The 26512-nt window shown below is 63.8% G+C and carries 29 protein-coding genes; 5 read left to right on the top strand and 24 right to left on the bottom strand.

Annotated elements, in window-relative coordinates; genetic code table 11:
* Positions 1-123: 123 nt before the first annotated feature.
* From NKH67_RS26745 to NKH67_RS26760, 4 genes are all read left to right on the top strand, one after another.
* Positions 124-468, top strand: a complete 345-nt coding sequence (locus NKH67_RS26745) for a hypothetical protein (RefSeq protein WP_352501397.1) — start codon at positions 124-126, stop codon at positions 466-468.
* Positions 469-543: 75 nt separating this feature from the next.
* Positions 544-1338 carry a helix-turn-helix domain-containing protein gene (locus NKH67_RS26750; protein ID WP_352501396.1) on the top strand — a complete coding sequence of 265 codons (795 nt, stop codon included), beginning with the start codon at positions 544-546 and terminating at the stop codon, positions 1336-1338.
* A gap of 112 nt (positions 1339-1450) precedes the next feature.
* The gene (locus tag NKH67_RS26755; RefSeq protein WP_352616453.1) at positions 1451-1609 is read left to right on the top strand and encodes a YdeI/OmpD-associated family protein; all 159 of its coding nucleotides are present in this window, start codon (positions 1451-1453) and stop codon (positions 1607-1609) included.
* Positions 1610-1768: 159 nt separating this feature from the next.
* Complete coding sequence (locus NKH67_RS26760) at positions 1769-2578, top strand: MBL fold metallo-hydrolase (RefSeq protein ID WP_352501395.1); 810 nt, start codon at positions 1769-1771, stop codon at positions 2576-2578.
* Positions 2579-2738: 160 nt separating this feature from the next.
* Here NKH67_RS26760 and NKH67_RS26765 read toward each other — a convergent pair whose 3' ends face one another.
* Positions 2739-3608 carry a LysR family transcriptional regulator gene (locus tag NKH67_RS26765; RefSeq protein WP_352501394.1) on the bottom strand — a complete coding sequence of 290 codons (870 nt, stop codon included), beginning with the start codon at positions 3606-3608 and terminating at the stop codon, positions 2739-2741.
* Positions 3609-4086: 478 nt separating this feature from the next.
* Between NKH67_RS26765 and NKH67_RS26770 the strand changes: the two genes are divergently transcribed.
* Complete coding sequence (locus NKH67_RS26770; RefSeq protein WP_353032050.1) at positions 4087-4872, top strand: SGNH/GDSL hydrolase family protein; 786 nt, start codon at positions 4087-4089, stop codon at positions 4870-4872.
* A gap of 134 nt (positions 4873-5006) precedes the next feature.
* Here the strand turns inward: NKH67_RS26770 and NKH67_RS26775 are convergent, their stop codons facing one another.
* The 23 genes from NKH67_RS26775 to NKH67_RS26885 all read right to left on the bottom strand — a co-directional run bounded on the left by NKH67_RS26775 (position 5007) and on the right by NKH67_RS26885 (position 26510).
* On the bottom strand, positions 5007-5390 hold the full coding sequence (locus tag NKH67_RS26775) for an RAD52 family DNA repair protein (RefSeq protein ID WP_353032052.1): 384 nt from the start codon (positions 5388-5390) through the stop codon (positions 5007-5009).
* Positions 5391-5431: 41 nt separating this feature from the next.
* Positions 5432-8146, bottom strand: a complete 2715-nt coding sequence (locus NKH67_RS26780) for a hypothetical protein (RefSeq protein WP_353032054.1) — start codon at positions 8144-8146, stop codon at positions 5432-5434.
* A 17-nt stretch (positions 8147-8163) separates the two neighbouring features.
* The gene (locus NKH67_RS26785) at positions 8164-8931 is read right to left on the bottom strand and encodes a hypothetical protein (RefSeq protein ID WP_353032056.1); all 768 of its coding nucleotides are present in this window, start codon (positions 8929-8931) and stop codon (positions 8164-8166) included.
* Complete coding sequence (locus NKH67_RS26790) at positions 8931-9761, bottom strand: hypothetical protein (protein WP_353032058.1); 831 nt, start codon at positions 9759-9761, stop codon at positions 8931-8933. Before NKH67_RS26790 ends, NKH67_RS26785 begins: the two co-directional genes overlap by 1 nt.
* Positions 9762-9769: 8 nt before the next feature.
* Entirely contained in the window at positions 9770-12481 is a 2712-nt protein-coding gene (gene gpJ / locus NKH67_RS26795; protein WP_353032060.1) for a TipJ family phage tail tip protein, read from the bottom strand.
* Positions 12478-12942 (bottom strand): NlpC/P60 family protein, encoded by a 465-nt coding sequence (locus NKH67_RS26800; protein WP_353032062.1) that lies wholly within the window; start codon positions 12940-12942, stop codon positions 12478-12480. The genes gpJ and NKH67_RS26800 overlap by 4 nt, the downstream gene beginning before the upstream one ends.
* A complete protein-coding gene (locus tag NKH67_RS26805) occupies positions 12939-13457 on the bottom strand; it encodes a DUF1833 family protein (RefSeq protein ID WP_353032064.1) in 519 nt (172 codons plus the stop codon). The genes NKH67_RS26800 and NKH67_RS26805 overlap by 4 nt, the downstream gene beginning before the upstream one ends.
* Entirely contained in the window at positions 13454-13885 is a 432-nt protein-coding gene (locus tag NKH67_RS26810; RefSeq protein WP_353032066.1) for a hypothetical protein, read from the bottom strand. Before NKH67_RS26810 ends, NKH67_RS26805 begins: the two co-directional genes overlap by 4 nt.
* The gene (locus tag NKH67_RS26815) at positions 13882-17934 is read right to left on the bottom strand and encodes a phage tail length tape measure family protein (RefSeq protein ID WP_353032068.1); all 4053 of its coding nucleotides are present in this window, start codon (positions 17932-17934) and stop codon (positions 13882-13884) included. Before NKH67_RS26815 ends, NKH67_RS26810 begins: the two co-directional genes overlap by 4 nt.
* The gene (locus NKH67_RS26820; RefSeq protein ID WP_353032070.1) at positions 17931-18299 is read right to left on the bottom strand and encodes a DUF1799 domain-containing protein; all 369 of its coding nucleotides are present in this window, start codon (positions 18297-18299) and stop codon (positions 17931-17933) included. Before NKH67_RS26820 ends, NKH67_RS26815 begins: the two co-directional genes overlap by 4 nt.
* A 38-nt stretch (positions 18300-18337) precedes the next feature.
* A complete protein-coding gene (locus NKH67_RS26825) occupies positions 18338-18712 on the bottom strand; it encodes a hypothetical protein (RefSeq protein ID WP_353032072.1) in 375 nt (124 codons plus the stop codon).
* 52 nt (positions 18713-18764) lie between these two features.
* Entirely contained in the window at positions 18765-19691 is a 927-nt protein-coding gene (locus NKH67_RS26830; RefSeq protein ID WP_353032074.1) for a phage tail tube protein, read from the bottom strand.
* 3 nt (positions 19692-19694) lie between these two features.
* Positions 19695-19874, bottom strand: coding sequence for a hypothetical protein (locus NKH67_RS26835; RefSeq protein ID WP_353032076.1), 180 nt, complete (start codon positions 19872-19874; stop codon positions 19695-19697).
* Position 19875: 1 nt separating this feature from the next.
* Positions 19876-20313, bottom strand: a complete 438-nt coding sequence (locus tag NKH67_RS26840; protein ID WP_353032078.1) for a phage tail terminator protein — start codon at positions 20311-20313, stop codon at positions 19876-19878.
* A complete protein-coding gene (locus tag NKH67_RS26845) occupies positions 20310-20894 on the bottom strand; it encodes a phage virion morphogenesis protein (protein ID WP_353032080.1) in 585 nt (194 codons plus the stop codon). The genes NKH67_RS26840 and NKH67_RS26845 overlap by 4 nt, the downstream gene beginning before the upstream one ends.
* Positions 20894-21322, bottom strand: coding sequence for a gp436 family protein (locus NKH67_RS26850; RefSeq protein WP_353032082.1), 429 nt, complete (start codon positions 21320-21322; stop codon positions 20894-20896). Before NKH67_RS26850 ends, NKH67_RS26845 begins: the two co-directional genes overlap by 1 nt.
* A complete protein-coding gene (locus NKH67_RS26855) occupies positions 21322-21531 on the bottom strand; it encodes a hypothetical protein (RefSeq protein ID WP_353032084.1) in 210 nt (69 codons plus the stop codon). Before NKH67_RS26855 ends, NKH67_RS26850 begins: the two co-directional genes overlap by 1 nt.
* Positions 21532-21533: 2 nt before the next feature.
* A complete protein-coding gene (locus NKH67_RS26860) occupies positions 21534-22088 on the bottom strand; it encodes an HI1506-related protein (protein ID WP_353032086.1) in 555 nt (184 codons plus the stop codon).
* A gap of 99 nt (positions 22089-22187) precedes the next feature.
* A complete protein-coding gene (locus tag NKH67_RS26865) occupies positions 22188-22508 on the bottom strand; it encodes a hypothetical protein (RefSeq protein ID WP_353032088.1) in 321 nt (106 codons plus the stop codon).
* 104 nt (positions 22509-22612) lie between these two features.
* Positions 22613-23506, bottom strand: a complete 894-nt coding sequence (locus tag NKH67_RS26870; RefSeq protein WP_353032090.1) for a Mu-like prophage major head subunit gpT family protein — start codon at positions 23504-23506, stop codon at positions 22613-22615.
* 13 nt (positions 23507-23519) lie between these two features.
* Positions 23520-24254 (bottom strand): hypothetical protein, encoded by a 735-nt coding sequence (locus tag NKH67_RS26875; protein WP_352795490.1) that lies wholly within the window; start codon positions 24252-24254, stop codon positions 23520-23522.
* Positions 24254-25411 carry a phage protease gene (locus tag NKH67_RS26880; RefSeq protein ID WP_352813544.1) on the bottom strand — a complete coding sequence of 386 codons (1158 nt, stop codon included), beginning with the start codon at positions 25409-25411 and terminating at the stop codon, positions 24254-24256. The genes NKH67_RS26875 and NKH67_RS26880 overlap by 1 nt, the downstream gene beginning before the upstream one ends.
* Before the next feature lie 298 nt (positions 25412-25709).
* Complete coding sequence (locus tag NKH67_RS26885; RefSeq protein ID WP_352813545.1) at positions 25710-26510, bottom strand: phage head morphogenesis protein; 801 nt, start codon at positions 26508-26510, stop codon at positions 25710-25712.
* Positions 26511-26512: the final 2 nt, after the last annotated feature.

The following is a 26512-nucleotide window of genomic DNA, read 5'->3' on the forward strand; positions in this document are numbered from 1 at the left end:
TGAAGTTCGGGAGACAAACTCGCCGTCAGGGCGGGCGATGCCAAACGACATCGGCCCAATAGGATCCGGGGTCCGTCCAAGAACTCCACCTCAAACAACCACTATCAGCAGCGGGGATGAACCATGGCCGTAGTGACGACACTTGATATTGCCGGCCTGACGGCCGAAGATTATAGCCGCATCCTCGATCGGATCGGCGTGGAGAAACGGCCCGCTGGCGGCATCTACCAGCACATCGCGCATGCCACAGACGATGGTTATCGCATCATCGAGATATGGGACGACAAGGCAGGCCTGGAGCTCTTCTTGCAGGACACATTGTTTCCCGCCGCACAGGAACTGCAAGTTCAGCGTGAAATGACCATTATGACCCAGACACTGCACAACATCTTTGTGCCCCGGATTGGTGAACTGACTGCCCTGGCAAGTGATGCGCCTGGTGGACCAGTCAAACGGGCAAGAGTGTAGGCATCAAGGATCGACGATGCGGCGATCGATCATCGAAGTCCTGGAGGAACTTGCGTCCGGACGCCCGGTACAACGATGGTGACCGCGGCAAGTGCAAAGAGGTTGTTCTTTCCTGCCGGCGACTATCGCCACGCGCCGGCCGGAGTCGTTCAGCTGCGAGTGATTCGCAGCGGTTCATCCTATGCAGAGATCGATCTTGGCCGCGGGCTGCGGCGCGTCTTCACCCGCCCCGGCGATCTGCTGCTCAGTCTTCCCGAGCGTGCCACGCGGTTCAAGATCGAGGAGCCGCGCGAGCTGACGATGATCACCGTTGACTCCGCGCTGGCGTCAAGGCTCCTGGTATCGGCAGGCGGGACCCCCGAGGACCTGGTCATCCTGACCGATCGACCGATACGCGATTCGCTGGTGGCCGAGTTGTGCCGACGCCTCGAAGGCGACCCGCCAGCCAACCCGATCGTCCGCGAATGGGCGCTGGGCCTGGTTTTCGCGAACCTGCTCCGTCTCGGGCATGCACGCCAGCGACAGCAGAAGTCTCCGGTCCTAACCTCGCAGCGGTTCGACCGGGTCCTCGCTGCGATTGACGGCGATCTGGAAAAGGGGGTGTCGATCGACCATCTTGCCGGAATCGCGGGAATACCACGACGCGCCTTCACCGCCGCCTTTCGCGAGGCGACGCAATTGCCGGTACATCAATTCATTTTACGCCGCCGCGTTGATCGCGCGGTCGAGCTTTTGGAAAATAGCGATCTGCCGCTGGCCGAGATTGCTCAGCACGCGGGTTTCACTCACCAGGCCCATATGAATCGCGTCGTGACCCGATTGAAAGGGCTGTCGCCAGGCCGGCTGCGGTCTCGCAGGCGCGACGGCTGACTTGTGATCTATTCCGGCATCAGGATTCGAATGGCGGAGACGTAAGTTGCTGAAACGTCCGTTGGCTAAGATGCCCGACAGTTTGCGTGCAGAGCTCGAGGCCGCAAATCTGATGACTGCTTTCGAGCAACGGCCTCCCTATCAGCGCAATGATTACTTGCATTGGATCGAGCGCGCCCGTCACCCGGAAACACGCCGAAAGCGCATAAATCAGATGATTGACGAGCTTACGAAGGGAGGAATCTACATGGGCATGAAAAAAAAGAGCTGAGATCGCCGCGAAGCTAGCAGATCCGTCAACGATCATCTTCCAATCCGTGCTTTCCGCATCGATCTTCATCGATTTCCCCACGTCTTTGCGCAGATTATGCAGGGAGCCAATAGTGACAATCGAACCTATCCTCCATTTTCGTTTGCGGCAGGTGGCCATATGATCGTGACATCGCAAACCAATAACGTGCTCGGCAGCACGTCGGGAAGGTGGCGCGTCTGGTCGCTCTCGGACGGTTACATCGAGATGCCGGCGGACCTTCTGCGGGACCCCCAGGATAATCCGGTGCCGCAAGCTGAGCAGGCAGGGGCGCTTCGCCTGTCTGTCAATTGCTTCGCCCTTGCAGGTCCAGGCGTTGACGGCGTTCTGATCGACAGCGGAGGAGGGGGCTGGGCCCTGACAGTGGGGCGTCTTGAGCAGGCCATGGCGGAAGCCAAGATCGACCCGGCTTCGATCACGGTCTTGGCGCTCACCCACGCCCATCAGGATCATGTGCACGGACTTTTGACCCCCGACGGCCGAGCGCTCTTTCCAAACTTGAAGGCGATCGTAATTCCCGAAGCGGCTGTGCAGAGCTTTTTCGCTTACGCGCACCTTGCGCAGTTCCGGCCCCTGCTGAAGCCTGTCCAGAATGGCGACCAGGTGGGTGAGCGATTGAGGGCGGTCGCCTTGCCCGGTCATGCTGCCGGTCATACTGGCTACACGTTCGACACGGACGAGGACCGTTTCCTATTCTTCGGGGACATCGTTCATGTGCCGGCCTTGCAGTTCGGCAATCCCGCGTTCAGTTGGGGCTATGACGACGATCAGCTGACCGCGCGCGCAACCCGCCTAAAGGTTTTCAGTGACGCGGCCGAGGCGGGGACGTGGATCGCCGGCGCGCACCTTGGCTGGCCGGGCATCGGTCGCGTGGTGCGTAAGGGCGAAGCATACGGCTATGAGCCGGCAGGAGGACGAGTGACCGGATAGGCGGCCCCGTGCTGGTCGGTTTATACCGCTCTCTTCGCCCAAGGCAAGGATCTCGACGAGCAGCGCGCCGCACTCCGGCGTCCTCAACGGCGGCGGTACCATCGTCCGGCCCACCAAAATATCTGATTCTTGATCCACTGGCGGCCGATCTGCCTGAGGCTTACCGGATCGGCGTCTCGCCGCGAAACAGCGGCTGGTGCGCCCGCATCAAGGCGGCAATCCGGTCGGCGACTTTCCGTACCGGCGGGGAGTGACGTTCCTCGTGATGGGTGACGATCCATTGGTCGGTTTCGAGTTCGGGGATAGGCTGAGCAACGCGAACCAGCCGCGGATCGCCGTCACCGACGAAGCACGGAAAGACCGAAAGGCCGGCGCCGGCGGCCACCAGTTCGCGCACCGAGTGGGTGTTGTTGCCGCGTACGGCGATGCGGTCGCCGTGATGGGCTTGCAGCCAGCGCGCCGAGGCAATGTTTGCGCCTTCGCCGGTGACGCCGACGAACAATCCGGCGGCGATGCCGTTGATCAGGTGACGTCCGGAATAAATGGCGTGGGCGACCTTGCCGCTCTGACGGCCGGCCAGCCACTGCTCGGTCGGGCGCTCGCTGCGGATGCCGATGTCGGCGGCACGGCGACCGATGTCGACCCGGTCGGTGGTGGTGACGAGCTCCACCCTTATGCCATCATCGACCGTCCAGATCTCGCCGATATGGGCGGAAACGAAGGCCGAGGTCCATGGCCCGGCCGAGACGCGGACAATGCGGTCGGGCAGGTTTCCCTCGCGCCAGCGGGTCAGCGACTGCATTGCCGCCTCGACGTCTTCGGCGCGCCGCAGCAGTTCCTCGCCGACCGGGGTCAGCCGGTAGCCGGTCTGCTGGCGCACGAATAGAGGTTCGCCGATCTGCTTTTCGAGCGCGGTGACGCGTCGTCCAAGGGTGGCTGCGCTGAGGCGCGTGGTTCCCGTCGCTGCGCTCAAGCCACCCAGCCGCGCAACGTCGAGAAACAACCTCAGATCGTCCCAGCCGATATCCATTTTGCAGAAATGAAAAACTCCTTGCGACCGTGGCTGTAGCGCAAAGCGGGCATCGTGCGCAAGTATGCAGGCATTGGAGGCGTTGGACAATCCTGCCTGGCGGGACAGGGACAAGCGCCTCGGCTGGCCAAGAAGCGAACTGAACCCTTTCGATCGCGCATGCGATTGGCGCAGAGGTTTTGCGCTTCCGACCAACCCAGGCGCGCAGGCATTCTGCGTACCAAAGGAGACGATCATGTTGGATGAACTTCGATACCGTTTCGCCCGCTGGATTGTGTAGCGCGCAAAATCACTTGGCACCTCCGCGCAAGTTCAGTTGGCACCAAAACGCACCTTTCAACAGGGGTTGAACGCTAGGGCAGCCGCGACGTAGCTCTGGCGGCCTATTGAAGGCAGGCGCCGATCTTTGTGTGGGGCAGCAATTTTGAATTGCCGGCCGGACGTTGATGGGCTGCGCGTTATCGCGGTGGTCCCTGTTGTGCTTTTCCAGATCGCCGGTTGGCGGGTGATTGCGGATTTCGAGAGTTTGTGCGAAAGCCTCTGGCGGGCTTGGGGAAGTTCTATGAAAAGATTATCTGCGCGTGCTGGCCACGCAGGTCTGTGGCGCTTGCTATTTGCACGTAGTCACCAAGAAGATCCATTCGCAGCCATCGTCAGAGACCCCAGCCTGCCGAACTTACTCCTAATCGGCGATTCCATATCGATGGCGTACACAGTCCCGGTCCGCAAGCTGCTCTCCGGCCGGTTTAATGTCGAACGGATTCCCGTAAATAGCACCAACTCCGCAAGGCTTCTTGCCGGCCTGGATGAGTGGATCAACCGCGAATACGACGTAATCCACTTCAACGCCGGGCTTCACGATCTTAAGCGCGTTCCCAATCCCGCAGAAGTGATGCTGGAACAGGATAGCATCGAAGGTGGTGAGCGGTGGATCGAACCTGCCGCGTATCGGGAGAACATGCGGAACATCATGCGGCGCCTCAAAATGGGCGGGGCGAGAGTCATTGTCGCCACCACAACTCCAGTGCCACCTGAAGCAAGGCACAGGATGGCCGGAGAGGAACAGACTTACAACGCGATTTTAAGAAGCGAAGCAAAGGGAAACTCTGTTGAGATCAACGATCTCCGCCGCTTCATCCTGCCGTTCTTGAGCGCCGCGCAGCGACCGCGCGATGTGCATTTCAACGAGACCGGCTCGCTCTTGCTGGCGGGTCAAGTCGCTGCTGCGGTGCTTGCTAGAGCTACGCCGGCACGTAGGTCGTGATCGTGCCCGAGTAAGCGACGCCGGTGCGGTTATTGCCTACACTTGTCAGGCCCAGACGTCCTGATCGTCGAGCCCGTGCCAGCCTCAAGGTCGTAGATCGACCCTGACGATGTGCAGCCATCCAGCCACTCAGCCTATTTGGTAGGCTCGCCGGCGGCCGCCATGCTGTCCAAAGCCGCGAACACGGCGGAGGCAGTATCGAAAGTGTCTGTAACACGGGTCCCATCCGATGCAGTCAGCCTGCCGTCCGCGCGGAGCACGACGGTGCGGCCGCCTTCGTCAGTCCACTTCATGATCAGATCGTTATCCAGGACGCGCGACCAGCCGGCGGGACCGAACAACGCATCGCCTTGCTCGATGGCCATCCGGTACCGTAGATCGTCGGGATTTTCCTTGCGGGCCAAGGTGGCGACGAGATCCCCGACTGCAATGCCCTGTTCCGCCGCGACCTGTTGCATCGCCTTGGCGACATGGTGAGCTTCCTCGCCGAAGCTGGTGTCAGAAAGTTTGGCGATCACGGCGGAAAGCGTGTGTCTAGCAATGGTCATAGTCGTTCCTCTTATGCTGGGACGTAGTTTGTGATGGTGCCGGAGAATGCCCCGCCGGAACGGTTGTTGCCGGCGCTGGTCAGGTTGAAAGTTTTTATCGTAGATCCCGTCCCAGCATCGAGATCGAAGGTCGATCCTGACGACGTGCAGCCATCCAAGAACATCAGAGTGCCGGGGACTTCTGTAGCGAGACCGGAGGCGAAGTTGACGCTGTTCACGCCGCTCGTGCTGTCGCGCGCCGTGCAGCCCATGTTCCATGAGAAGGAGTTGCCGATGTCGTGCACGTTGCGGTTCTGGTTGTGATGGTAGAGGCCATTGACGCGGATGATCCAGCCGCCTTCATGCATAGTAGAGCCATTGTTGGTGCCGGCGGTGTCAGTGCCGTTCCAGCGTCCGACGCAACCGACTTCGATGACCTGCGGAGCTGCCGAGCCGAAGATGGCGTGATAGTTGTTGCCGTCCTGGGCGCTCCAAGCAGATATGCAGTTTTGCAGGATGCATAATGTGTCGCCGTTGATGTCGAAGTTGTCCGTTCCACCATATTTGAAGGTGCAATCGCGGGGGTAGACGTTCTGTTTGAAGGCCGGATCCGACAGCCGGTTGAAGAAGGGCGAGAGCCCGCCCTCGAAGTGAATACCCTGTAGATAGATTGTCCCGCCGAGGACCTGGTAATTGCCGTTTGTATCGTTGGCCGTGGTGCTGGCGTGCTTCTTGTAAATCCGCAAATCGGTGTCGCCGACCAGCGACCGGCCGTCGGCCGCGTTCACATAGATGCTTGTCCCGGCGATGAAATAGCTGCCCGGCGTTGCCTCGCAGGCCGCTTGGGACGCGGCGATCGGCAAGCGGCCGTAGTCCCCATCCGCAGTCAGATTGGCGGTCTTGGCATCCCAGACGTTGACGACGCGGCCCGCGAAGGTCGCCACGTAGGTAGTGCCAGCGTCCGGCGCCCACACCAGTCCGGCATCGTGCATGGACGATATGACGGGCACCCCGTCCCATGAGACGACTGCGATGGTGCTGGACGCTGGTGCGACGCTTTTCCAGCAATTGTCGAAGTCGTAGAGCCCGCCCTTGACGTAGACGATCGCCTTTGATCCAGCGAGGCACCGCGCCATGGCGGCGTTGATGGATTTCAGCGGTGAAGTGGACGAGCCGACATTGATGTCACTGCCTGTTGCGATATCGACGTAGATCTTGATGACGTCGGGATCATGCGGCGACAGCACCGAGGCCAACTTCAGGTCGACATTGGCGATGTAGGTTGTGCCCCAAAGGTAGAACAGCCGGTCAGACGGGATTGTTGGTGTCCAGCCGGTCGGCTTGTTCCGCAACATCGCCCGCAGAGCCCAGCCGACCGCCGCCATCAAGCCGAGGTCGCCAGATCCGACGCGTTCGTCCTGGCGGCTACGGCCGAAATCGTCGGCAAGTACGCCGATTGAAGCGAGTTCCGTCAGGCTGTGAATAACCGTCGAGGTGCCGGTGCCGCTGCTTTGCGCGAACGACATGGTGCTGCCGATCGGCACACCGGCCACGCTGAAGGAATAGGGTGCCTGGTTGTTTTTGAACACCTGCACATAGACAGTGCCATCATCATGAACATTGACCAGGAAGTCGATCACGTCGCCATTGGCGAAGGTTGGGCCGCTGGTCGAGATCGTGCTCGCGCCCGTGCCCAGGATGCTAATTATTCCCGCATTAGAGAGCAGAAAGGTCGACTTGTTAACGCCATCGCTCAAGGTGAAACCGACGCGGCAGCTAGTTGGGTACGAAGTGACAGCGGCACGGTACCGAAAGCGCGTATGGCGGCCGCCAATCTTATTGCGGGTCGAGTAGAGGACGACGCGGTTGCCACCTGTCGTCTGCGCAATCTGGGCTCCCGATGCCGTGTGCGTAAGCACATAGGCCACTGCCGCTCCATCAGTGATGTTGGTGGCGACCATGCTGTCGTTGTCGCCAAACAGTTCTTCGTAGTACCCCTTGCCGGCGACGTTCTTTTCCCGGTCGCCGGTGGCATCGAGCCTCTCACCGAGACTGGCCGCGCCTCCGCGTGCAGTGCTTAACTCCGCCGCATAGCCGGGTTCGATGCCGGTCTCGGCGAAAGCAAGCGCCGTGACGCCCAGGTTGATTGCGCCGGCAGCCAGCGGCAGCGTCCAGCGCTCGCCGGTGCCGACAGTGCCGCCCTGGAGCACGAAGCCGATATGCGCAAGTTCGGCCGCGGCGTCCGCCCACACTGCACGGGTCGCGGCGCCGGCGGCAACACCGACATAGAGCCCGTTTTGCGTCGGATCGGTCTGCACCGGCAGGAAATAGAACTTGCCCGTCTGCACCACCAGTCCATTCAGCGCCTGGCCATTCACCAACCCCGTGGCCAGATCGACGTTGGCGGTCGCCCTGCCTTCGACGCGCTGCGTCGTCCAGTTGATGCCAATCGCGGCGATGCCCTCGACAGCGGTGAGCCTGCCGTCGAGGGCGGTATCCGCTGCCGCGCGAGTGGCCAGCTCGGCCGCTAGGCCCGTCGCCGTGGTGGCGAGATCCGCGGCCACCTCGGAGATGCCATCCTCCGCGAGAGCCAGTCGATCGTTTAGCGGACCGTCAGCCGAGAGCTGCAAAGCAAGCTTGTCGACGGCAATGCGTCGCGTTCTTTCGATCCCATCGACAATGACATTGCCGAGTAGCTGGTCGACAGCTTCGGCGATCGTAATATCCGGTGTCCTGGTGCCGTCCATGTAGCTCTCCGTTCCGTCTAAAGTGCCAGCGCGCCCTTTGCGCCCAGATACCAATTGACCCGCGGCCGGGCAGCGCCGGGGTCTGCCAGGAGGATAATCCCGCCGAAAAAGTTCATGCCGTTGCCGATGCCGAGCTGGACGCCGCAGCCAGCGACCGTGTCGCCGGCAACCCACAGGTTCGTCACCGGAGAGGTGCCGCTCGGCACGCCGTTGACGGCCAGATCGGTGAGACCGGAGATGGACAGCGTGTCGGCGACCTTGATCGTCGCGGCAGGAAAGTTGTTGTTGGCGCTGGTCGGCGTGACCGCCGTGAGGTGCGCGGTGCTGCGCAGCGCTCCGGACATCCGGTTGTTGGTCGCCACATTGATGAGCCGCTGATAGTTAGAGGCATCCTTTATGAGCGAGAAGAACGAGGTCGAGTTCTGTGCTGCCTTGGAAAAGCAGGCACCGATGTAGCTCGGCAGCGACAGCGTCATCGTCAGCGCCGACGACATCGTGTCGTCGACGCCATCGAATTCCAGCCATCTGAGCGCGCCGTTTGTCCTGTACAGCGGGCTTGCCGCCAGCGACGCCGTAGTCAGATTATGGCCGTTGCCCGACTTGTCGTTCATGCGCCGCACCGGGTCACCGTCGGCAGCTACCGGGATCGTCGCAGCAGTATCTTGCCAAAGGCTCGACACGTCGGACGGATCGTACCAGGCTCCATCGGCACCGATCGCAAAGAGCGTCAGAGGGTCGAGAACCCGCTTTGGCCTCAGCAGCATGCGTTGAAGGTTGGCCAGCATCAGTCGACCGGCGCGAACTTGGCACGGACGGTCAGAACCTCACCGCTGACCGGCGTGTAGGTGTTCAACACCTTCACTAGGAACCGGAAGTCCCTGCCGCCGACCGCCGTCAGGCCAATGCCGAGGTTTTGAAGGTGGACATGATTGTTGTTCGCCCCCACGGCCATGATGAATGGCACCTTTGCCACCAGCGTCCTGATCTCGGCATCCGTCACACCAAAAGCGCTGTTGTCGTTGACCGCCGTCACCGCGGTGTCGAAGATGTAGAGTTCGCCCTGCAGCGCTGTCGCCGCCGAGCTGCTGGATGCGATGATGATATCGCTCAGGATGCACGACTTGCCCGCCGCCCTGACCGCATTGGCGAAGGTGAAGCCGCCGGCTGTCGGAACTGTGGTGCTGTCTGACAGTGCATCGCCAATTGCGTATTGGATGATGTCGGCTGGCCTGATGATGTCGACCGAACAGGTCACGATGCCGTCATTGCCGCGCACCGGCACGACGGCCAGAGCGGCAAGAATGTTCGCCAGCGTCGCCTCGGTGGCCGGCGCTGCAATGATCTTGGCAAGGATAGCCGCCATGGTGGTCTGAGTGGCGAAATCCTTTCCCGAGATCGTCGCAAGCAGGGCTTCTATGCCGTCAGTGTAGCCGGCAAGCGTCGTCAGCAGGGCGGTCTGCGCGTCCTGCTTGGCAGCCGTGGCAGGGTCGATAAGGGCGCCGAGCGAGTCGACCGACGTCCTCGACGGGTAGTGTTTGCCTCCGATCAGTTCCGTCGCGACCGGCGCCGTTGCGCCTGTGACAGTATCGGTCGTGTTGATCTGGCTGGCTGCCATGGTGTCCTCTAGAGCACGAGCAAAAGCAGGGAATTGACTGGGACCGGCGGCACGAAGTCGTCGGCGCCGATGGTCACGGAAACGATGTCGGTCAGATCGCTATCGACGCCGGCGACGCTGACCGCCCAGGCCTGCAGCTCGACCTCATCCCCGAACAGGTAACCGGTCACATCGAACGCGCCCTCGGCAGGCGAGCAGGACAGTGGCGGCTGCCACAGCAGCGCCCCCGCAAGCCGGGTCTGCAGCTTGAAGGCGGCGACGGCGATCGCGTTCGCGGTGCCGGCGCGCAGCATCACCTTCAGTCCGTTGGCATCGCCGGTTCCGACCGTGCCGGTCTCGATGCCGGTGAACTTCGGGACCGCCGGCGGGACCAGTGAGAGGTCGATCTCGGCGCCGACGCGACCGCTCCACGCCGGCGGCACTTCGGCATCCGTCAGCTCGTCGATGATCGGCGCCGCCGGCAGCATCGACAGCACCGAGGAATTGTTCTTTCCCCGCGTGATGCCGGAGACAATCAGCGGAATGCTGTCTAGCACTGCAGGGCCGAAATGAATGATGTCGCCGGGCTTCGGCTTCTCGCCGGTACCGGTCAGCCGCACGGCCGCGCTCTCGCCGGGAACTGTCGCGATGGTGCGAACCACGCTGGTGCCAATCGTGTCGTCGGCATCGAACTGGCGAAAGCGGATTGCGTAGCTTTCGCCGGCCGCCATCGTGAAGATGCCGTCGGTCTCGACGTGGTCTACGCGCACCGCCTTGACCCTGGCCGAATGCGTCGCTCGCTTCAGCACGTCGCGCGCGGCCATCACCAGGTCGCCGGTGGTCGCGGTGCGCGCCGTGCCTTGCTGGACGGCCGAGTAGCTGACGGCGCGGTTCATGATCTCGTATTGCCGGCGGCGGGCCTCGCGCCAGATCTCGTCCGGATTGGTCTTGCCCGGCAGCTTCAGCTCCTCGGTGATGTCGATCGCGCCGACATGGCCGGGCCACGGCACCAGGCGCTCGGCCTGCTGGTAATCGTTGGTCTCGTCGATGAACGGCACGCGCAGCGCATGCGGCGGCTCGAAATAGGAAGGAGACCAGCGGAAGTCGGAAGAGTTCCGCGGATTGACGTGGTCGGCTACCAGCTCACGCGGCCGATCTATGACGACGGTCCATTTGCGGCCGTTCCATTTGACGGCGGCACGGCCGGCCGCGCCGATCGCCGCCAGCGTCTCGCCCAGCGTGCTTTCGAAATCGTGGATGCGATTGTATTTTAGACCCTTGAGAACGCAGAAGGCGTGCCACTCCTGGAAGGTCGGGAAATCAATCTCCTCGTCCGGAGTAGGCCGGTACAGCCCTGGGCCGCGCAAGGCGAACAGCGCCAGCGACGCCGGCCATTGCGTGGCTCTCTCGATCCATGTGGCGCTTTCGGCATCCCAGTCCGGCGCGATCCGCCTGTCGAGCGTGTTGAAGGTGTCGAGCGTGCCGTTGAGCTGCGCCGTCGCCTTGATGCGAAGCGCGCTTAGCGCCACCGGTTTCCTGAAATTGAATGGGTATTCCGGCCGGAAGCTCTGCAGCACCACCCAGGTGCAGTTCAGGACGAATTGCGAACCGTTGCCCGGTTCGACCTCCGAGTCCGTCAGGCGCTCATATTCGATCTCGTAGGCGCCGCGGACGGGGTAATCGATGCGGTCGGCGCGATAGAAGCCGACCTTTTTTGTGTTGCGGATGGAGAGATCGGGCAGGTCGGTCCAGGCTTCGGTGCCAGCCGGCCGGTAGCGCCGCTTGAACACGACCTCCACGGAAAACTCCTCGCCCTCGTCATCGATCTTGATCAGGCCGGCGGGAAACGACAGGATCGAAATCGACCAGGCGGTATCGCGAGCGGTGAAGCGGCTGACCGGCTTGGCTTCGGACGGCTCACCCTTGATGATCTTGCCGTAGTCGTTGTGCTGCAACGGCCGTTCCAGATCGGTGCCGATGCGCTCCTCGAGCACCTGGTTGGTGTAGAGCGACAGCGGTTCATCGTCGGCATAGCCGAGCCGCGTCTCGATCTCGACCTCGTCGAATTTGGTCAGCAGCGTGTCGCCGAGCTTCTCCTCCGAGATCTCCAGCGGCCCGTAACCGTGCAGGAAGACGGCGCGATCGTAGAGCCAATCGCCGACCACCTCGATATAGGACATCGCACCAAACGGCGGCGCAAACCGGTGGGTACCCATGACCATGGGCACGGGCGCGTCGGGGGTGAACTGGTTCTGCCATCCGGCGATCGCATAGGTCGGTTTTTCCTCCCCCGGGGGTTTGGGCAGCGGCAGCAGCGCATTGATCAGCAAGCCGCCGAGCGCCGTCAGTCCCACCGTCAGGGCGGTCTTCGCCACGTTGGCAAGCAATTCCGAGCCAAACAGCGTGGCGCCGGCAGGGAAGAAAAAACCTGCGACAGCGATCGCAGCCACCGAGACGAGGATCTGCAGCACGGACCGAAACGAGTCACCGCCGGGAACGACGCGGATGACCACATGGACGCCGGCATTGGGCCGCGCCCGGTGCCAAAGCGCGCGCGTCACCACCTGCATGCCGTCGCCCTTGACCAGGGCGACACGGGTGCGTTCCAGCACCGGATCGGTCGCGCCGGGCAGCGCCGTCGCCACCATCTCGGCGATCGTCATGCCTTCGGGCAGCGTCAGTTCGATGCGGGCGCGGTCGGGCTGGAAGGCGATCGGGACGGCCGTGACGTGGACGCTCATGCGCCCCTCCAGCGGTAGATGCCGGTCACCCTGCCCGCCCAGGGCGGGCCGTCGTCGTAGCGCTCGATCTTGGAACAGTCGTGCTCGACCATGTGCAGCATCAGGCCGGGGCGCAGAAACAGACCGCAATGGGCGTCGAGGCGGCCGCGCCGGAGCCAGATGATGTCCAGCTCGCGCGGCTGCTCGCGAAGATGGAATTCCTTGCCGTCGCGTTCGCCGATGATCTGCCACAGCGGCGATTGTGCTTCGTGAGCGACGATGCCGGCGATTTCCCGCTGCTCGGCCGAGCTGACATAGAGGCCGTCATAGGACGGCAGATCGTTGCCGGCATGCTCCTTATGGACAAGCCGATTGAAGCCCCAACAGTCGCAGCCGGTCCAGTCGCGGCCCTTGTCGGCAAAGGGCAGGCCGATAAAGGTCTGCGTCCAGCGGAGGTCTCCTTGGGCCGCGATCAAGGTCATTTGTGCAGCCCCGGAAAGCGTTCCTTGGTCATGCGGTCGGCCGGATAGGGCTCCCCGGTGATCGGCTCCATCGAGAACTTGATCGATACCTGGCCGCTGTCGCCGTCCGCGCCGGTCATCAGCAGGCCGATCCATTCGGCCTCGACATTGTCCGGGCTCGACGCCAGCACGATCGCCATGTGACAGGTTGCCTGCACGGTGGTCGACGTCAGGAGGTCGGCGATGTCGCTGTCGAGGATCTCGAGAACCAGCGAGGCCTGCGCCGGCGCGTCGTCTTCCTCGTCCGGGACGAGCGCGTCAAGCATAATGAACAGGAAGGGGGAGCCATCCTCGGTGCGCCAGGTCGAGCGGGTGCCGTACATAAGCGGCTCGACCGAGATCCGGTCGGCATTGTCGGACGAAAGCCGCACGGGCGTGTCGAGCAGCGGGTGCTCGATGATGACCAGCACAACCTCCAGCTCGTCGGTCGCGACCTGGTCGATGGCGAGACGGGCATTGAGCGAGACGCGCCTCATGGCATCACCGCGATGTCGAAGGAAACGCGCCACTGGACGCTGCTCGGCGAGCTCGGCGCGCGTGCGGGCAGCTGCTGGCCAATCAGGCAGAGCCACGTCTCGGCGATCAGGATAGGCGTGCCGTCCTCGGTGGTGATCGGCGTGCCGTCATCGGTCAGCAGCGGCAGGCCGTCCGTGTCCCAGGCCGGCATCAGGAACGGCTGCGTGCCCTGCTTGATCTCCTCGTTGTACCAGCGATCGAAGCGGGCAAGCTGCGCCCTGGTCAGCACCGTCGAAAATGCAACGGTGTCGGCGACCGCCGAGAAGCGGCGCCGCACATTGGGCGGGCCGGCGTCTTCGGCCCTGCGGGACCGGCCATCGCCGCGCGTCACCTGGTAGGGTGCGCGTTCCGGCCTGGGCAGCTCGGGCGGATACCAGACGAGGCTCATCGGCGTTTCACCGGCTGCCTGGCCCCGCGACCCGCGAGCGTCTTATTGAAGGAGCTGCCGTGCCGGTTTGCGGCGGCGGTCAGCTTTTCTTCGATGATGATGTCCTCGCGGCGGCCGCCCTTGCCGTCGTCCGTTTCCTCCTCGCGCACGCTGACGCCGGCATAGTCGTGATAGTGCCGCTCGATGCGCGCTGGCTGGACGGACTGCGATGACCAGCCGCCCATTGAGAGAGAGCCGGAATTACCGGCGCCGGGCATGGCATAACCGCCCTCGTAGTAGCCGCGGCCCGATTTGGCTGTGCGCCGCAGGCTGTCCAGGAACGGCACGCCGAGCGCTCGCACCACCGGGGCATCCATGACGTACTCCTGCTCATGGACCAAGCCGGCGACCCTGCGCGGGTCGTTGCCGCCGGTCGCGCCGCCCACGTCATAGAGGCCGCCGGCGCCCGACTGGATCGCCGACCAGGCTGCCGGCGACCTGAAGAAGCCACTGATCATCGACCAGATGCTGGAAAATCCAGACAGACCGCCGCCCGCCGGCGCCGCCGGGAACTGGCTGAGCGCATTGCCGAGCTGGCCAAGCCCGCCGCCGAAACTATTGAGGCCCTTTGCGGCAAGGCCGGTGCTCTCGGTGAGCCGGGTAATCGCCGCCGTGGCCTTGTTGCCTGCGCTTTCCACACCGGGGAAAAGGGCGCGCTGATTGTCATTGAGTCCGTTGCGCCAAGAGCCGCCAGCCATCCCAAGCCTGCCGCCGCCGAGATCGAAGTGCATCTCGTCCATGGCGCCGTATTTGCCCCTCTGGCCGCCGAAATACCCGCCCCACCGGAACTGGTCGGTCAGCTCCGGATATTTTTCCAGCTGCACCTGGCGCGCCGTCTGGGCAAACTTTTCGTAGGTCGCGAAGGTGCTTGGGTCCTGATAGTTGCCCAGCTTCTTGCCGGTGAGGAGATCGGTCAGCCTGACATCGGTCGCGAGGCCTTGGCCGTGAAAGCGTGGGTCGCCTGGCCGCAAGCCCGAGATCGCATCGACCTGGTAGCCGTCGAACCGCTTCGCGGCACTGTCGAGAATGTCCATCAGCCGGGCGTCGACGCCCGATTTGAAGTTTCCGACCGTGCGGAGCGCGCTTCCGGCGCCGTCCGAGAAAGTTGAATTCGCCGTCGCCGCGTCACGTATCCCCGACCGCGGATCGGCCGAATTGCTGTTGGCCGGTGAGAAGAACCGCTTGATGCTGTCGAAGATGCCGCCAGTGCCGCCGCTGACGCCCAAGGCACCGCTGATGTTGACGACACCGGCCTGGACATCCATGGCCCCGACCGATTGCCCGCCGGCCGGCTGCGGGCCGCCGAGCAGCGTGCTCAAAAAGCCCGGCAGGCCGCCAATGCTGTCTAGCGTCGGCAGGCCTTTGTTGTAGACGGCATTGGCAATCGGGTTCTTGATGGAGAGCTGGGTCAGCTGCTTCAGCACATCGTCGGCAGCGCTCTTCAGCACGCTGTCGATATCGGCAAAACCGCCGACGGCGCTATCGACGATGCTGCCGATCGCGTCGACGCCGGTCTCGCGCACGTCCTCCCAAATCTGCTTCTGCTGCTTGAGCAGCTCGTTCATGCGGATCATCGCGGCCGCTTCGGAATTGAGGTCGACAGCGAGGCCGGCGCCCTTCAGCCGGTCGGCGACCGTCGCCTCGATCGGAGAGCGGCCGAGCTGGTCGCGCTCGAACTGCAGGTCGCGCACCAGATTGGCGCGGGCCTTGGCCTCGGCCATTGCTGACAATTCCGCCGTGTTGGCGCGCATTGCCTCGGCCTCCTTGCCGTAGAGGTCGATGCCGAGTTGGCGGATCTGCTGCTCTGTCGTCAGGGCGGCGATGACGCGATCATGGGCGGCGGTACTCGCCCCGACCAGTGCAAGCTCGGCGCGCTGGGTCTCGATGTTCTGACCCTGCTCGAAGATGGCGGCGCGAGCCGATTGAATCGCGCTGAGCCGGCCATATTCGGCGGCTTTTTCCCTGATGCGCCGGATCTCGGCCTCGTCGGCAGGAACGTTGTTGCGGGCGGCTTCCTCGCGGACCGCCTGTTCGAGCTGAAAGGCCATGCGCAGCCCCGCCGCCTCGGCGGCCGTCCTGCCGACAAGGCTGATCTCCAGCTGCTGCGCGGCAACCGTCTGGTCGAGCGAGCGCAGACGCTCCTTCTGCGCGTCCACAAGGCTTTTCGTTGCACTGGCCAGTGCAAGCTTGCCGGCGATGTCGATGCGGTCGGCGCGAGCGGCCGCGCTCTCGCTGGCGTTGATCTGGGCGCGCGCCGCGGCCTCGGCGGCGGCCTGTTTCTCCGCCGGCGATCTTGCGTTCATCTCCTGCAATTGCGCCTGGAAGCCGCCTATGCGCTGGTTGTGAGCGGCATCGTCCGCCAGCTTCCATTCGTCATAGGCCTTCATGTCGCGCTGGTTGAATGCGCTGCCGCTCCTGATCAGGCCGCCTGGACCGATATTGCGATCGTACTCTTGGACGGCCCGCTGCGCCTCGGCGAGAGTCGCGGTGAAGCCTAGAATTTCCGCGACGCGTTTCTTGAGCTCGGCGGATGCTCCGGGGGCTTGGCCCAATGCCGCAACGGCATCGTTGAACTTGACGACATCGGGATAGCCGGTCTGGGCCGACTTGATGAACTGATTGACGACCGGCTCAAGGCCGCCGATCTTGTAACGGTCGAAGATCTGGAACTGGTCTTGCGGGAGGCCGGAGCCAGGTATTCCAGTGAAGGCTTCCGAGCCACCGAACTGATTTTGCAGGTTTTGGCCGGTGCCTGCGTCCACCGATTTTCGGAGTTCGTTGACCGCCTGCATCGATTGGAACGACAGAACGGTCTGGGACTCCCGGCCAACGCCACGCACGGCATTTTCAGTGTCTTTCCAACCCTCGCCGACTTTCTTGATGAGATCGACATGGTCCTTCAACGCCCCGTCGAGCGATTTGGTTGCTTCGCGCGACAGGAGCGAATAGGCCGCAAAGGCGGCGCCGGCCACGCCGACACCGGCCGCGATCAGCCCGACCGGCCCGACGAAGCCGATGAAGGACCTTGCCGTTGATACCAGCGATGCCCTGATCGCCGCCAGCGAGCCGCGCAGACCTTTCGGCCCGCTCTCCAGCGCGTCATAGATCTGGCCGGCCTGCGATGCGAATATCTGCATGGGCGGCAGGCCGAGCGCCCACATGGTGATCACGTCGTTGCCTTGGCGCGACAGATTGAGCAACTGGTTCGAGGTGAGCCGCGCCGCGCCGGTAACCGAATTGAGCCCTGTGACCGTCAGTGTCGATTGACGACCGAGCATGGTGTAGCGGTCGTTCAGATGCGCGAGCGCCAGGTCGTATTCCTTGGCGCTGGTGAAGGCGCCGACCTTGTGCGCGTTGTTCAACTCCGTCAGCTCGGCCTCGTACTGCTTCGAGGCCGCGTAGAGTGGGTTGAAGCGCGTCCGCAGCCGGTCCAGTTCATCGCCATAGGCTGCGATATCGGACCCGCGATTGGGCACAATGGAGACCCGGTTCACCATGGATTGCGCGGCATTTTTCTGAGCTGCGGCCAAGCCATTCAAGGCGCTGATCTGGCTATTTAGGGCAACCGTCTCCCGCAACCGGGCGTCGATCGCCAGGGAGCCGCTGATCGCGCCAGTGCGCTCGGCTTGGTTGATGGCCTCAATCGCCGTCCGGTATCGGGTCTGCGCTGCGAACAACGGATCGTAGTTGGCCCTGATCCGGTCGAGCGCCGCGCCGTAGGCTGATATGTCGGCAGCACGCTGCCGATACGTTGCGTCGTCGGTCGGACCCTTCATGCCAGCATAAGCCGCCACGATCCCCTGGATGCGCTTCTGCACCGCCTCTTGGCCGGTCAGCATGTCGGTCACGCGCTTTGACGAGGCGGCCGCCTGATCGTTCGCGGCGGTCAGCGCGGCCGATGAGCGAGCCGCTTCTACAGCGATCGTTCGGACGGCCGCCGTGGTCTGGCCGGCCGCCGCTGTGGCGCGGGCCGCGTCGCCGCTGATGACGAGGGCGAGATTAAGGCTCACTCGCGCACCTCGTTCATGATTGCGCGGGCCTCGATCTCCATGTCGCGCAGATCATCAAGCAGCCGCCGGGCCGGATAGCGCTTCTTTTCGCGCTTTGTCCGTGCCTTCAGCAGCACGTTGGCCGCCGCATAGTCGATGCCGAGCCAGTAGAGCAGGCCCTGCATGCCGCGCGCGACGACGCGCCACTGTGTCTCGCAGCCGAGAAACAGCACCACCGATGGCATGTTGATGTCCCACACTTCGAACACGTCGCTCTCTTCGTCGTCGTCTGCATCATCGGGCAGGTTCTCGGGCGGGACGCCCAACGCCTCGGCATCCTGCCGCGCCTGTTCGTCGGGCCGCGAAGGGCGTGTCGGGTCGGTCAAGCCTTCCCGTGCCAGCGCCCAGGCGCGCGCGGCCTTTTTCAGTTTCCCTTTCGGGCCGCAGGGCTGGCGAGCGAACTGGCGTAGGCGTTGTAGAGCCCGACCCGGTACCAGGTGTCCTGGAGCGCCTGGCGCAGCAGCTCCTCGGTGAATTCGACCGGGTTCTTGTCGTCGTCGATGACGTCGCGCCAGTTGCGGCTGGCTTTGATGAGCAGGTCGTGCTCGTGCGCCCGCTTCTCTTCTGCCGTCGACAGCGCCTCGATTTCCTTGTTGAGCGCCTTCGCCTCGTCCTCGCTGACGCCGACGAACTCATGCATGTAGCTCTGGACCTGCCACTTGCCGGGATTGACCGGGTCGGGACGCTCGATCTTGACGGGCCACCAGTAGCGATATTCCTTGGTGAGAACGAATTTCATGGGGCACTTTCCTGAGGTTTGAACGGCGGTTTTAGATGCGTTGAAGCCGCCTTTATTTGACGGTGATCTTCAGCTCGGTGGAGCCGAGGCTGGTCAGCATCAGCGGCAGAGAATAGTTGCGGATGTTGTCGCTCTGGCCCTCTGCCGGCCGGCCGATCTGCACCTTGTCGCTGTCGATCGCCACCGTGTTGCCGCCCACCGTGCCGTGCGTAAGCGCCAGCGCGGCCTTGGTGTGGGCGCGGGCGATCGAGAACCAATCCTTGGTGGCAAGCGATGTCGCCTTGACGACGGCGGTACCAGTCACTGAACGGTCGGTGATCTCGATGCTTTCCTCGCCGATCAGGTGGCGTGGCACGACCTGGGAGCCGGTGTCGATGTTCAGGCTCTCGGCGATCGCGGTCCAGCCATGCAGCGACATCACGGTGTTGGCCTTGGAAACCACGACGGGATCGATCCACATCGTTTTGGTGACGACGGGCAAAGCTTCGTCGGTGATCGTGCCGACCAGGCCTTTCATCGAAAACTGCAGTCGCGGGATGCGCTTCGGTATGAAGCCGAGCGAGACGCTGCCGCGCAGGCCGAGCAGCACATGCTTGACGCCATCGGAGTTGTAATAGAGCCCGCTGCTCTCGAAGCTATCGTGGATCAGGTCGTACTGAACATCGACGCCGGCCGAGATCACCTGGGCAAAGCCGCAGGAGCGCAGCAGCGGGCCATAGGCCGGCGCCGTGCCGAGGGCGCCGGCGCCGGCGATCTCGACCGAGAAATTGAACTGGCCATAGTCGCCGGTCAGCAAGACGCCCTGGTGGCCGAGGAACGGCTGCATCAGATTGCGAGCCTCCTCGTCGCCGGCGAGCGGCGTGAAGACCGCGTCGGAGAGCTGGATGTAATTGGCGGCACCGGTCGGCACGGCATCGACGCCGTACGTGGCATCCATCTTGATGAGGGCGGAAAGCTTCTTCCAGCGGCGGATCGACATGGTCTATTTCCCCTTCCTGGGCGCGCCGATTTCGGCCGCCAATGGTTCGTCCGTGCCCGCCGGTGCCGGCTCGGCCTCCTTGCCGGGCGGCGGCGCGGGCTCGGTGCCCTCGATCCGCTCCAGCGTTCGATCCTTGCGCCTGATGTAGGCACCGCCGGCGATCGGCGTTTCGATCTTTGCCATGTCAGCTTTTCTCCACGAGGTAGTAGCCGGCGCCGAACAGCTCGCGCTGCCAGACGTGGCCGTTCTTGGCTTTGAGAAGGTTCGACGAGATGTGCTCGACAACGTCGGCATTGTTGACGCTGGTCGGCTCGAAACCGAGCAAGGCGCCGCGTACCGCGTCCTTGAGGATTTCGATGTCGTCGGCAGCGGCCCCGCCGGTGCCATCAGATACGTTGCGGGTGACGATGATGACGGCGACATCGGCTTCGCAGCGTTGCAGCACGTTGCCCGTCATGCGCTCGTTTTCACCGCTGTGCTCTTCCTCGACCAGGACGAAGGCCGCGGGCGTCGTCTTCGGTTCGCCACTGAGCGAGGCCCAGGCGGCGGCGCCTGCGACCAGCCGAAAGAGCGGCGGGTCAATATCGCGCAGGCGCTGCTGGAATTCTGCGGACAGCGTCATGGCTGCGCTCCGCCGCCGGCCTCGGCGCGGAAGGCGTCCTCGGCAATGCGCAGGATTTCGGCCTGGTCCTCCTCATCGACATAGAGATAGGGCCTGGCCGGAATGGTGATCGAGTGCGCGCCAATCGAGACGCGGACGGTCTCCTTGCGCTTACGCGAGGCCTTGACGAAGCGACGGCCGCGATTGGTCTTGCCGAAATGCAGATCCTGCTCGCGCGCCGGGATCTTCACTTCGCCGCCGAGCTGCTGGATGGCGGCATAGAGCAGGTTCGTTCCGACCGCCGCTTCGGTTTCCGTCGCCTCGCCGGTGATCGAGCTGTAGAGCCGGTTGGTGACGCGCAGCATGTGGCCGTAGCCGCGCTGTCCGCGCCCGATGCGCTTGCCGGCCGTGCGCGGGCTGAGTCGCTGCCACTTGCCGGCCGGGCCGGTCTCGCGCTCGAAATGCCGCTGGGTGGCGGTGACCAGGTAGGCGGCGATCGCCGACATGATGGCGCTCGGATGCTCGGCCAGGCGCTCGATGCGGTCGAGCGTCGCCAGCACGGCCTGGTCGACGAGGCGGAGCTGGATGCCTTCGGTCGCCATCAATAGCCCCGCAGCGTGTCGCGGGTGAAGACGCGGTTCGGCGCACTGGTCTTGATGGCGCCGCCGCCGGCCTGTTCGGGGGTCTCGCCTTCCTCCTCGATCAGGACGAGACCCTTCGAGACATCCTTCAGCCAGGAGATCGCGGCGGCGAAGTTGCGCGAGACGATGCTGTCCTTGTCGGCCGCCTCACCATGCAGATAGTAGCGCGCGAGATCCGCAGCGACCTTGACCAGGACTGGCGGCACGACGCTAAGCGGCAACTTGAACTGCTTGCCGATATAGCCGTCGATGACGCCGTCGGCGTCGGCGAGCGCCCGGCCGACCACGACATCGTCGATTGTCGATGGCGGCATGTTGGTCCGGTCCGTGAGCTGGATCAGCTCGGTGGAGCCGAAGCGGTCGACTAGGTCCTGTTGAACGGCGTACATCAGGCACCCACCACGAAAAGCCAGATGAAGAAGGCGAGCCAGACAAGCAGGGAGCCGGCGCTGGCGAAGGCGAACCTCACGAGCGCAAAGAAGTATGCGCTGAAGTCGTAATCGCCATGGCTTTGTTCGGTCGGCCACATCAATGCGGCCGCCCAGATCGCGACCGTAAGCGCGATCGGTATCCACCAGATGGATAGGTAGATGTTCACGGTCAGATCAGCTCCACGACTAGGTTCGGTTCGGCGAAAAGGGCCTCCAGCTGCTCGGGGCCTTTGAACGCCTCCATGGCGTGCTCGACCGGCGCCTTGGAGTGGGCGATGCCGGCACGGCGGAACCCGTCGAGCTTCGACCGGATACGAACGCCGCTCGGCACATCTCCGTCAGCATTGGCTGCCTGCCAGGCGTCGATCGCGGCGGCCATGCGCGGGAACTTGGAGCGGAACTCGTTCTCTGCCGTGCCGAGGCGCGTGTCCAAGTCCTTCAGGGTGCCGTAGTCCATTTCGTCCGGATCGCCTCCCGGCCCGTTGAATTCGTCGTTTGCGAGAAATTGAGGGAGCGGCTCGGCGGAGCCGGCCCCATTGCCGGCTCCGCCCTGGCCCTCACTCTCCGGGGGGTTATCGGGGGAAATGGTCCCCGTCGCTGCCCCCAGCGACGGGGCGGCCGGTGCCACCTCTAGGGCGACATCAGCCGCAGGCGAAGCATTCACCGCGACATGCTGATCTGCGATTACTGACTTCGCTGCTCTGGCTCTCAGGGCTTTCGCCATCGTTCAATCCTCGTTTTCGGGCCTTTGAAAAGGAGCCGTCGCGGCTGCTTTTCGAAAACCCGCCGGCCGAAGCCGGCGGGACGAATTCGGACAGACGTGTCAGCCGGGCGGTCGTCGGTACGGCTCGGACAGGCGCCACGGGTCATAGAAGACGAGACTGCGATCGACGCGGCGCGCGAGCCACCATCTGCGGACAGTGGCGGCAAGCGCGATCACCAGGAGCGTGACGCCGAGCAGCGCCAGGGCCAGCCCCGCGATCTTCATGACATCGGCGACGACGAAGGCAGTCATGTCGTCGGCGGCCGGGGCGGTGTAGGCGGCCGGCGAGCGGCTATCCGCCATCGATGGCATGACCGGCATGAAGACGAACGAACAAGCGAAGGCGAGGCAGGCGAATAGAAGAGGTCGGAAAAGCTTCATCGGATTTCCTCTTGGGTCTTGCGGAAGGAGCCGGGCTCGGCTGCTTCCGGAAAACCCGCCGGCACCGAAGTGCCGGCAGGCAAAGTGCGCAGCTCCGGCTGTGATCAGCCGAGCTGCGGAACCACCACCACTTCGGAGGCCTTGAACCAGATGTTGCTGTCGCCGCCGTTGATCAGCTGCGCCTCAACCACCTGCTTTGCATCGGCCTCCAACGCCTGAGGAACGATGAGCTTGGCTGGACGGATGTTGATGATCTGGCCGTTCTTCTTGCGGATCGCACCCAACGCATCGCGGGCCGCCTTGAAGTTGGCCGGCGTAAGTGTGGCCTTAGACATATGGGCGAGCTGCCAGAGGCCGAAGCCGGCGTTGCATCGCCCGTCGACGCCGTAGAGATACTGGCCCTTCATGAAGACGTTCGTATCGGTCTCCTTGTCCATCGGGACAAGCTTGAAGGGCTTGCGCTTCTGGAACACCATCGGCTGGATAACCCTGGTGTCGTCGACCAGGTACCAGGCCGGGCCGGCGCCAGCGGTGAAGTTCGAAACAGAGGTCTCGCCGCCGTTTTCGTCGAAGCCGGGGTGGTCGGTGTCGAAGAAATTCTGGCCGTCGTAGCAGAGGGTCGCGTCGCCCGCCTTCCAGAGCGGCCAGACGAGCTGGTCGGGAAACTCGGCCGCGTCCTGACCCATTTGGGCAGAGATCGTCGTGTAAAAGCCGAACTGATCGTCCTCGATCGAGGCGCGCTTGACGCCGACGGTGCCCTCGAACTCCTTGTTGCGGATGATGTAGGTCGAGGCCGACAGATCATGAATGAGGCGGTCGCCGACCCATTCGCGGATGCCGGGCAGATCGTCCATGCGCGGATATTCGTTCATGGCGGTGCTCGAAGGCACGTCCATGGCGACCGTCCGGTATTGGGTCGGGGTGGTTGCGAGCCGCGCGTTGAACGCGGTGCTGAGCCCCGTGTAGACGCTGCGCAGCGTGGAAGCATTAATGTCCATCTGAAGCTTTCTCCTACTGCGCGATCTCGGCGACGACGGTCGCCGGAGTTGCGGTTGCGTTGGTTCCGCCGACCGTGAAGCTGATCACGTCGCCGGGGTTGACCTCGTTGAGGGCGGTCGGCACCACCGTGTCGACATCGCCCGCGGCCGAGCCGGCCTGGGTGATGGTGATAACGCCCGTGGTCACCGGAACGCCGTTGATCGCGCAGGTGATGGTGGCGTCGCCGGTGGTCAGGATGCCGTCGGTGACGCTGCGCAGCCGGGTGATGCGGCCCTTGACGGAAGCGATCGTCCTGGTGACGCCGGCGCCGACCAGCGTGGCGATGCGGGCGGCCAGCGGGATCATGACCTTTTCAGCGGCCGGGATGTCGATCCAGGTGCGGCCGTCGCTGATGCCGGCGACGGTGCCGACGAGCAGCCGGGCACCGGAGCCATCGAAGCTGAGCGTCTGATCGTCGACGGCGTAGACCGGCCGGCCGATGTCGACCTCGTCGGCGACGAAGATGAAGCCGAAGCAGCCGCGAAGCGCCTCGACGTTCAGGTCGCCGTCCGCACCGTCGCGGTTATCGACGTTGCCTTCCGCCAGGCCGACGATGGAAACCGCGTTGGCGGTGCCCGCCGGGACTGCCATGCCGGTTGCCAGGAGGGCAACGATCGACTTGCGGAAGATGCGGACACCCGACTTGGCCGGGTAGCCGAAGCGGTCGCCGGAGCGAGCCGGGATTTCGAGATCCTTGGACGCGACCATCAGACGGTTTCCTTGTTGAGCTTGAGGGTCTCGGCGAATTTCTTCGGATCGAGGCCCATGGCGTTGCAGACGGCGAGATCGCTATCCGAAAGCTCGGCGTTTTCGCCGTCCGGCTTCTTGGCCGTGCGGATCTGCGAGGCCGTCATCACCGGCGCGTTGCCGACGAAGGTGTCGAAAGCCTTGAGATCGGCCTTGGCGTAGCCGAGCGCCCAATCCTTCTGCGCCGGCGCGATCTTGCCGGCCTCGATCGCGCTGTTGACCGCCTCGGTCGCTTTGTCGGCGGTCAGATCCTCGCGCAGCTTCTTCAGATCGCCCTGCAAGTCGGTGACGATTGCGATCGGCACGAACTTGGTCGGATCGACCTTGCCGGCGATCGCCGACTGGACGGCCGTGACGATGTCGTCGGCCTTGGCGTCGGCAGTGAGGCCGGCGGCGGTGGCGAGGCGGGTGCGATCGGCGACGATGGAATTGATCGCCGTCAGGATCTCCGCCGGCTTGGCGGTTTCGGTCAGGCCAGCAGCCTTGGCAATTGCCGTGCTGCTGGTCAGATGGGCGTTGATGGCGGCGACAATGCCGTCTTCGGTCGTGCCCTTGGCAAGGCCAAGCGCAGTCAGGATCTTGTCCATGCTGTCTCCGGTGGGGTTGTCGAGAGGGAAGAGGGCACTCGCCGCGACCGCGACGAGATCGAGGTTCGGCGTGTTGGTCAGGCCGGCCATGCGGATGGCGAGCACCCGGCCGGTGGTCTTTTCGTGGAAGAAGACGGGCGACAGGTATCGGTACTCACTGGCCTTGATCGCGGTGGCCGCAGCCGCAGTCCATTCGACGCGGCCCCAAATGCCGTCGTCGCGTGCCTGCAGCTCCTTGATCCAGCCGGCGGCTTTCGCCGTTCCGCCGACACCCGGCACGGCGCCAAAGACGGCCTGGTGGTCATAGTCGATGACGAGGTCGGTCGAGCCGGCGTAGCGCTGTGTGTTGGCGACGATGGTTTCCATGGATGCCTTGTCGCCGGTCACCCACGGACCCTGGCCGGTGCGCCCGGAAAAAGTTCCGGCCGGCGTCAGCTGCACCCACGAACCATTCGCATCCGCCGGCGTCAGCGCCGTGGAATGCGAAGCGACCAGGGCGGCCGAAAGAAGTGCGGCAAGTGCGTTTTGCATCGCCGGACATTGGCCCGGCCGACGCCGTCAAATCATGCCCGCCATGGCGGGCGGTGGTCGAAGCTTGGGGGATCGAACTGGCGGGACCGATCGTGACAGGTCCGCCGCCGAATTCGCAAGGCAACGGTAGCCGAGCGAGGGGCAACCGGCAAGGCTGCGTTACGATCACCTCGCTCAGGAGTCAGATAGCCCCTAAAATCGGTTTTGAACGGGTCTACAGCGGCAAACGGCGCTTCGCGCACCAGTGCCACGCCCCACGGGCCTCCTGTGCGGCTGTGCGGCGATCCTGTGGGGACGGTCAGGACGAAGGGAGAAGCCAGTCGGACGCCCCGGACTTTCGCGCCAGATCCTGCTCGACGACAGAGAGGTAGCCCGCCTTTCCGGGATTGTAAGCCCAGCCCGGATCGATGCCATCCGGAACGGTCGTGACCTCGCCGGTGCGGTTGTTGACGAACTTGCGCATCGTGCCGGACACCGGCTCGAACTTCAGGATCTCGCCCTCTCGCTGCAGCCGGTCGATGTCACGCTGCGAGAGGCTCTGCAGCGTGCAATGGCAGTTCCACCCGTTGGGGCATGCATGGGTGTTCCACCAGGGATGGTCGACCGGCAGCACCGTGTTGTGCCAGAGCGCATGAAGCGGGCGCGGGTGCTCCTGGCCTTCCAGATGGACATAGCGCAGGAACGGCCGTGTGGCCTTGTTGCGCTCGAACGACGACCAATGGCCGGCGGCATAGCTCACCCGCATGTTGACGTCGAAGATGGTTGTGAGCCGCCTGACGCTGCCGAGCTGCGACCAGCGGGTTTCGCCGGAGAGCGGATCAAAGGCAGGCTGCTGACCCCACCAACCCTTTGTCTGAAGCAGCGGCGTCAGCTCGGCGCCGAACTGGGCAAAGGTCTTGCCCTGCGAAAGGGCGACCAGCAATGCCTGGTAGATGTCGCCCAGGATGTCGAAGCCGGCCGACTTCGCCACCGTGAAGCTGCGGGCATGCACGTCCTGCCAAGTGTCCAGCCAGGAGAATTCGGGATCGAAGCGCTGGCCGCGCGCAAACAGCGCCGCGATCGCATCGGCCGGCGGCAGTGGCTTCAGATCTGCGGTCACAG

This window comes from Mesorhizobium sp. M0968 (assembly GCF_040319065.1).
Taxonomy (GTDB): domain Bacteria; phylum Pseudomonadota; class Alphaproteobacteria; order Rhizobiales; family Rhizobiaceae; genus Mesorhizobium.

Excerpts from the sequence above, each read along its gene's own strand:
- NKH67_RS26860 (WP_353032086.1), bottom strand. The coding sequence starts at position 22,088 with ATGGCGAAAGCCCTGAGAGCCAGAGCAGCGAAGTCAGTAATCGCAGAT.
- NKH67_RS26835 (WP_353032076.1), bottom strand. The coding sequence starts at position 19,874 with ATGGCAAAGATCGAAACGCCGATCGCCGGCGGTGCCTACATCAGGCGC.
- NKH67_RS26800 (WP_353032062.1), bottom strand. The coding sequence starts at position 12,942 with ATGACCTTGATCGCGGCCCAAGGAGACCTCCGCTGGACGCAGACCTTT.
- NKH67_RS26845 (WP_353032080.1), bottom strand. The coding sequence starts at position 20,894 with ATGGCGACCGAAGGCATCCAGCTCCGCCTCGTCGACCAGGCCGTGCTG.
- NKH67_RS26850 (WP_353032082.1), bottom strand. The coding sequence starts at position 21,322 with ATGTACGCCGTTCAACAGGACCTAGTCGACCGCTTCGGCTCCACCGAG.
- NKH67_RS26810 (WP_353032066.1), bottom strand. The coding sequence starts at position 13,885 with ATGAGCCTCGTCTGGTATCCGCCCGAGCTGCCCAGGCCGGAACGCGCA.
- NKH67_RS26875 (WP_352795490.1), bottom strand. The coding sequence starts at position 24,254 with ATGGTCGCGTCCAAGGATCTCGAAATCCCGGCTCGCTCCGGCGACCGC.
- NKH67_RS26750 (WP_352501396.1), top strand. The coding sequence starts at position 544 with ATGGTGACCGCGGCAAGTGCAAAGAGGTTGTTCTTTCCTGCCGGCGAC.
- NKH67_RS26805 (WP_353032064.1), bottom strand. The coding sequence starts at position 13,457 with ATGAGGCGCGTCTCGCTCAATGCCCGTCTCGCCATCGACCAGGTCGCG.
- NKH67_RS26840 (WP_353032078.1), bottom strand. The coding sequence starts at position 20,313 with ATGACGCTGTCCGCAGAATTCCAGCAGCGCCTGCGCGATATTGACCCG.
- NKH67_RS26765 (WP_352501394.1), bottom strand. The coding sequence starts at position 3,608 with ATGGATATCGGCTGGGACGATCTGAGGTTGTTTCTCGACGTTGCGCGG.
- NKH67_RS26785 (WP_353032056.1), bottom strand. The coding sequence starts at position 8,931 with ATGCTGGCCAACCTTCAACGCATGCTGCTGAGGCCAAAGCGGGTTCTC.
- NKH67_RS26825 (WP_353032072.1), bottom strand. The coding sequence starts at position 18,712 with ATGAAATTCGTTCTCACCAAGGAATATCGCTACTGGTGGCCCGTCAAG.
- NKH67_RS26830 (WP_353032074.1), bottom strand. The coding sequence starts at position 19,691 with ATGTCGATCCGCCGCTGGAAGAAGCTTTCCGCCCTCATCAAGATGGAT.
- NKH67_RS26780 (WP_353032054.1), bottom strand. The coding sequence starts at position 8,146 with ATGGACGGCACCAGGACACCGGATATTACGATCGCCGAAGCTGTCGAC.
- NKH67_RS26760 (WP_352501395.1), top strand. The coding sequence starts at position 1,769 with ATGATCGTGACATCGCAAACCAATAACGTGCTCGGCAGCACGTCGGGA.
- NKH67_RS26870 (WP_353032090.1), bottom strand. The coding sequence starts at position 23,506 with ATGGACATTAATGCTTCCACGCTGCGCAGCGTCTACACGGGGCTCAGC.
- NKH67_RS26745 (WP_352501397.1), top strand. The coding sequence starts at position 124 with ATGGCCGTAGTGACGACACTTGATATTGCCGGCCTGACGGCCGAAGAT.
- NKH67_RS26755 (WP_352616453.1), top strand. The coding sequence starts at position 1,451 with ATGACTGCTTTCGAGCAACGGCCTCCCTATCAGCGCAATGATTACTTG.
- NKH67_RS26880 (WP_352813544.1), bottom strand. The coding sequence starts at position 25,411 with ATGCAAAACGCACTTGCCGCACTTCTTTCGGCCGCCCTGGTCGCTTCG.
- NKH67_RS26865 (WP_353032088.1), bottom strand. The coding sequence starts at position 22,508 with ATGAAGCTTTTCCGACCTCTTCTATTCGCCTGCCTCGCCTTCGCTTGT.
- gpJ (WP_353032060.1), bottom strand. The coding sequence starts at position 12,481 with ATGAGCGTCCACGTCACGGCCGTCCCGATCGCCTTCCAGCCCGACCGC.
- NKH67_RS26790 (WP_353032058.1), bottom strand. The coding sequence starts at position 9,761 with ATGGCAGCCAGCCAGATCAACACGACCGATACTGTCACAGGCGCAACG.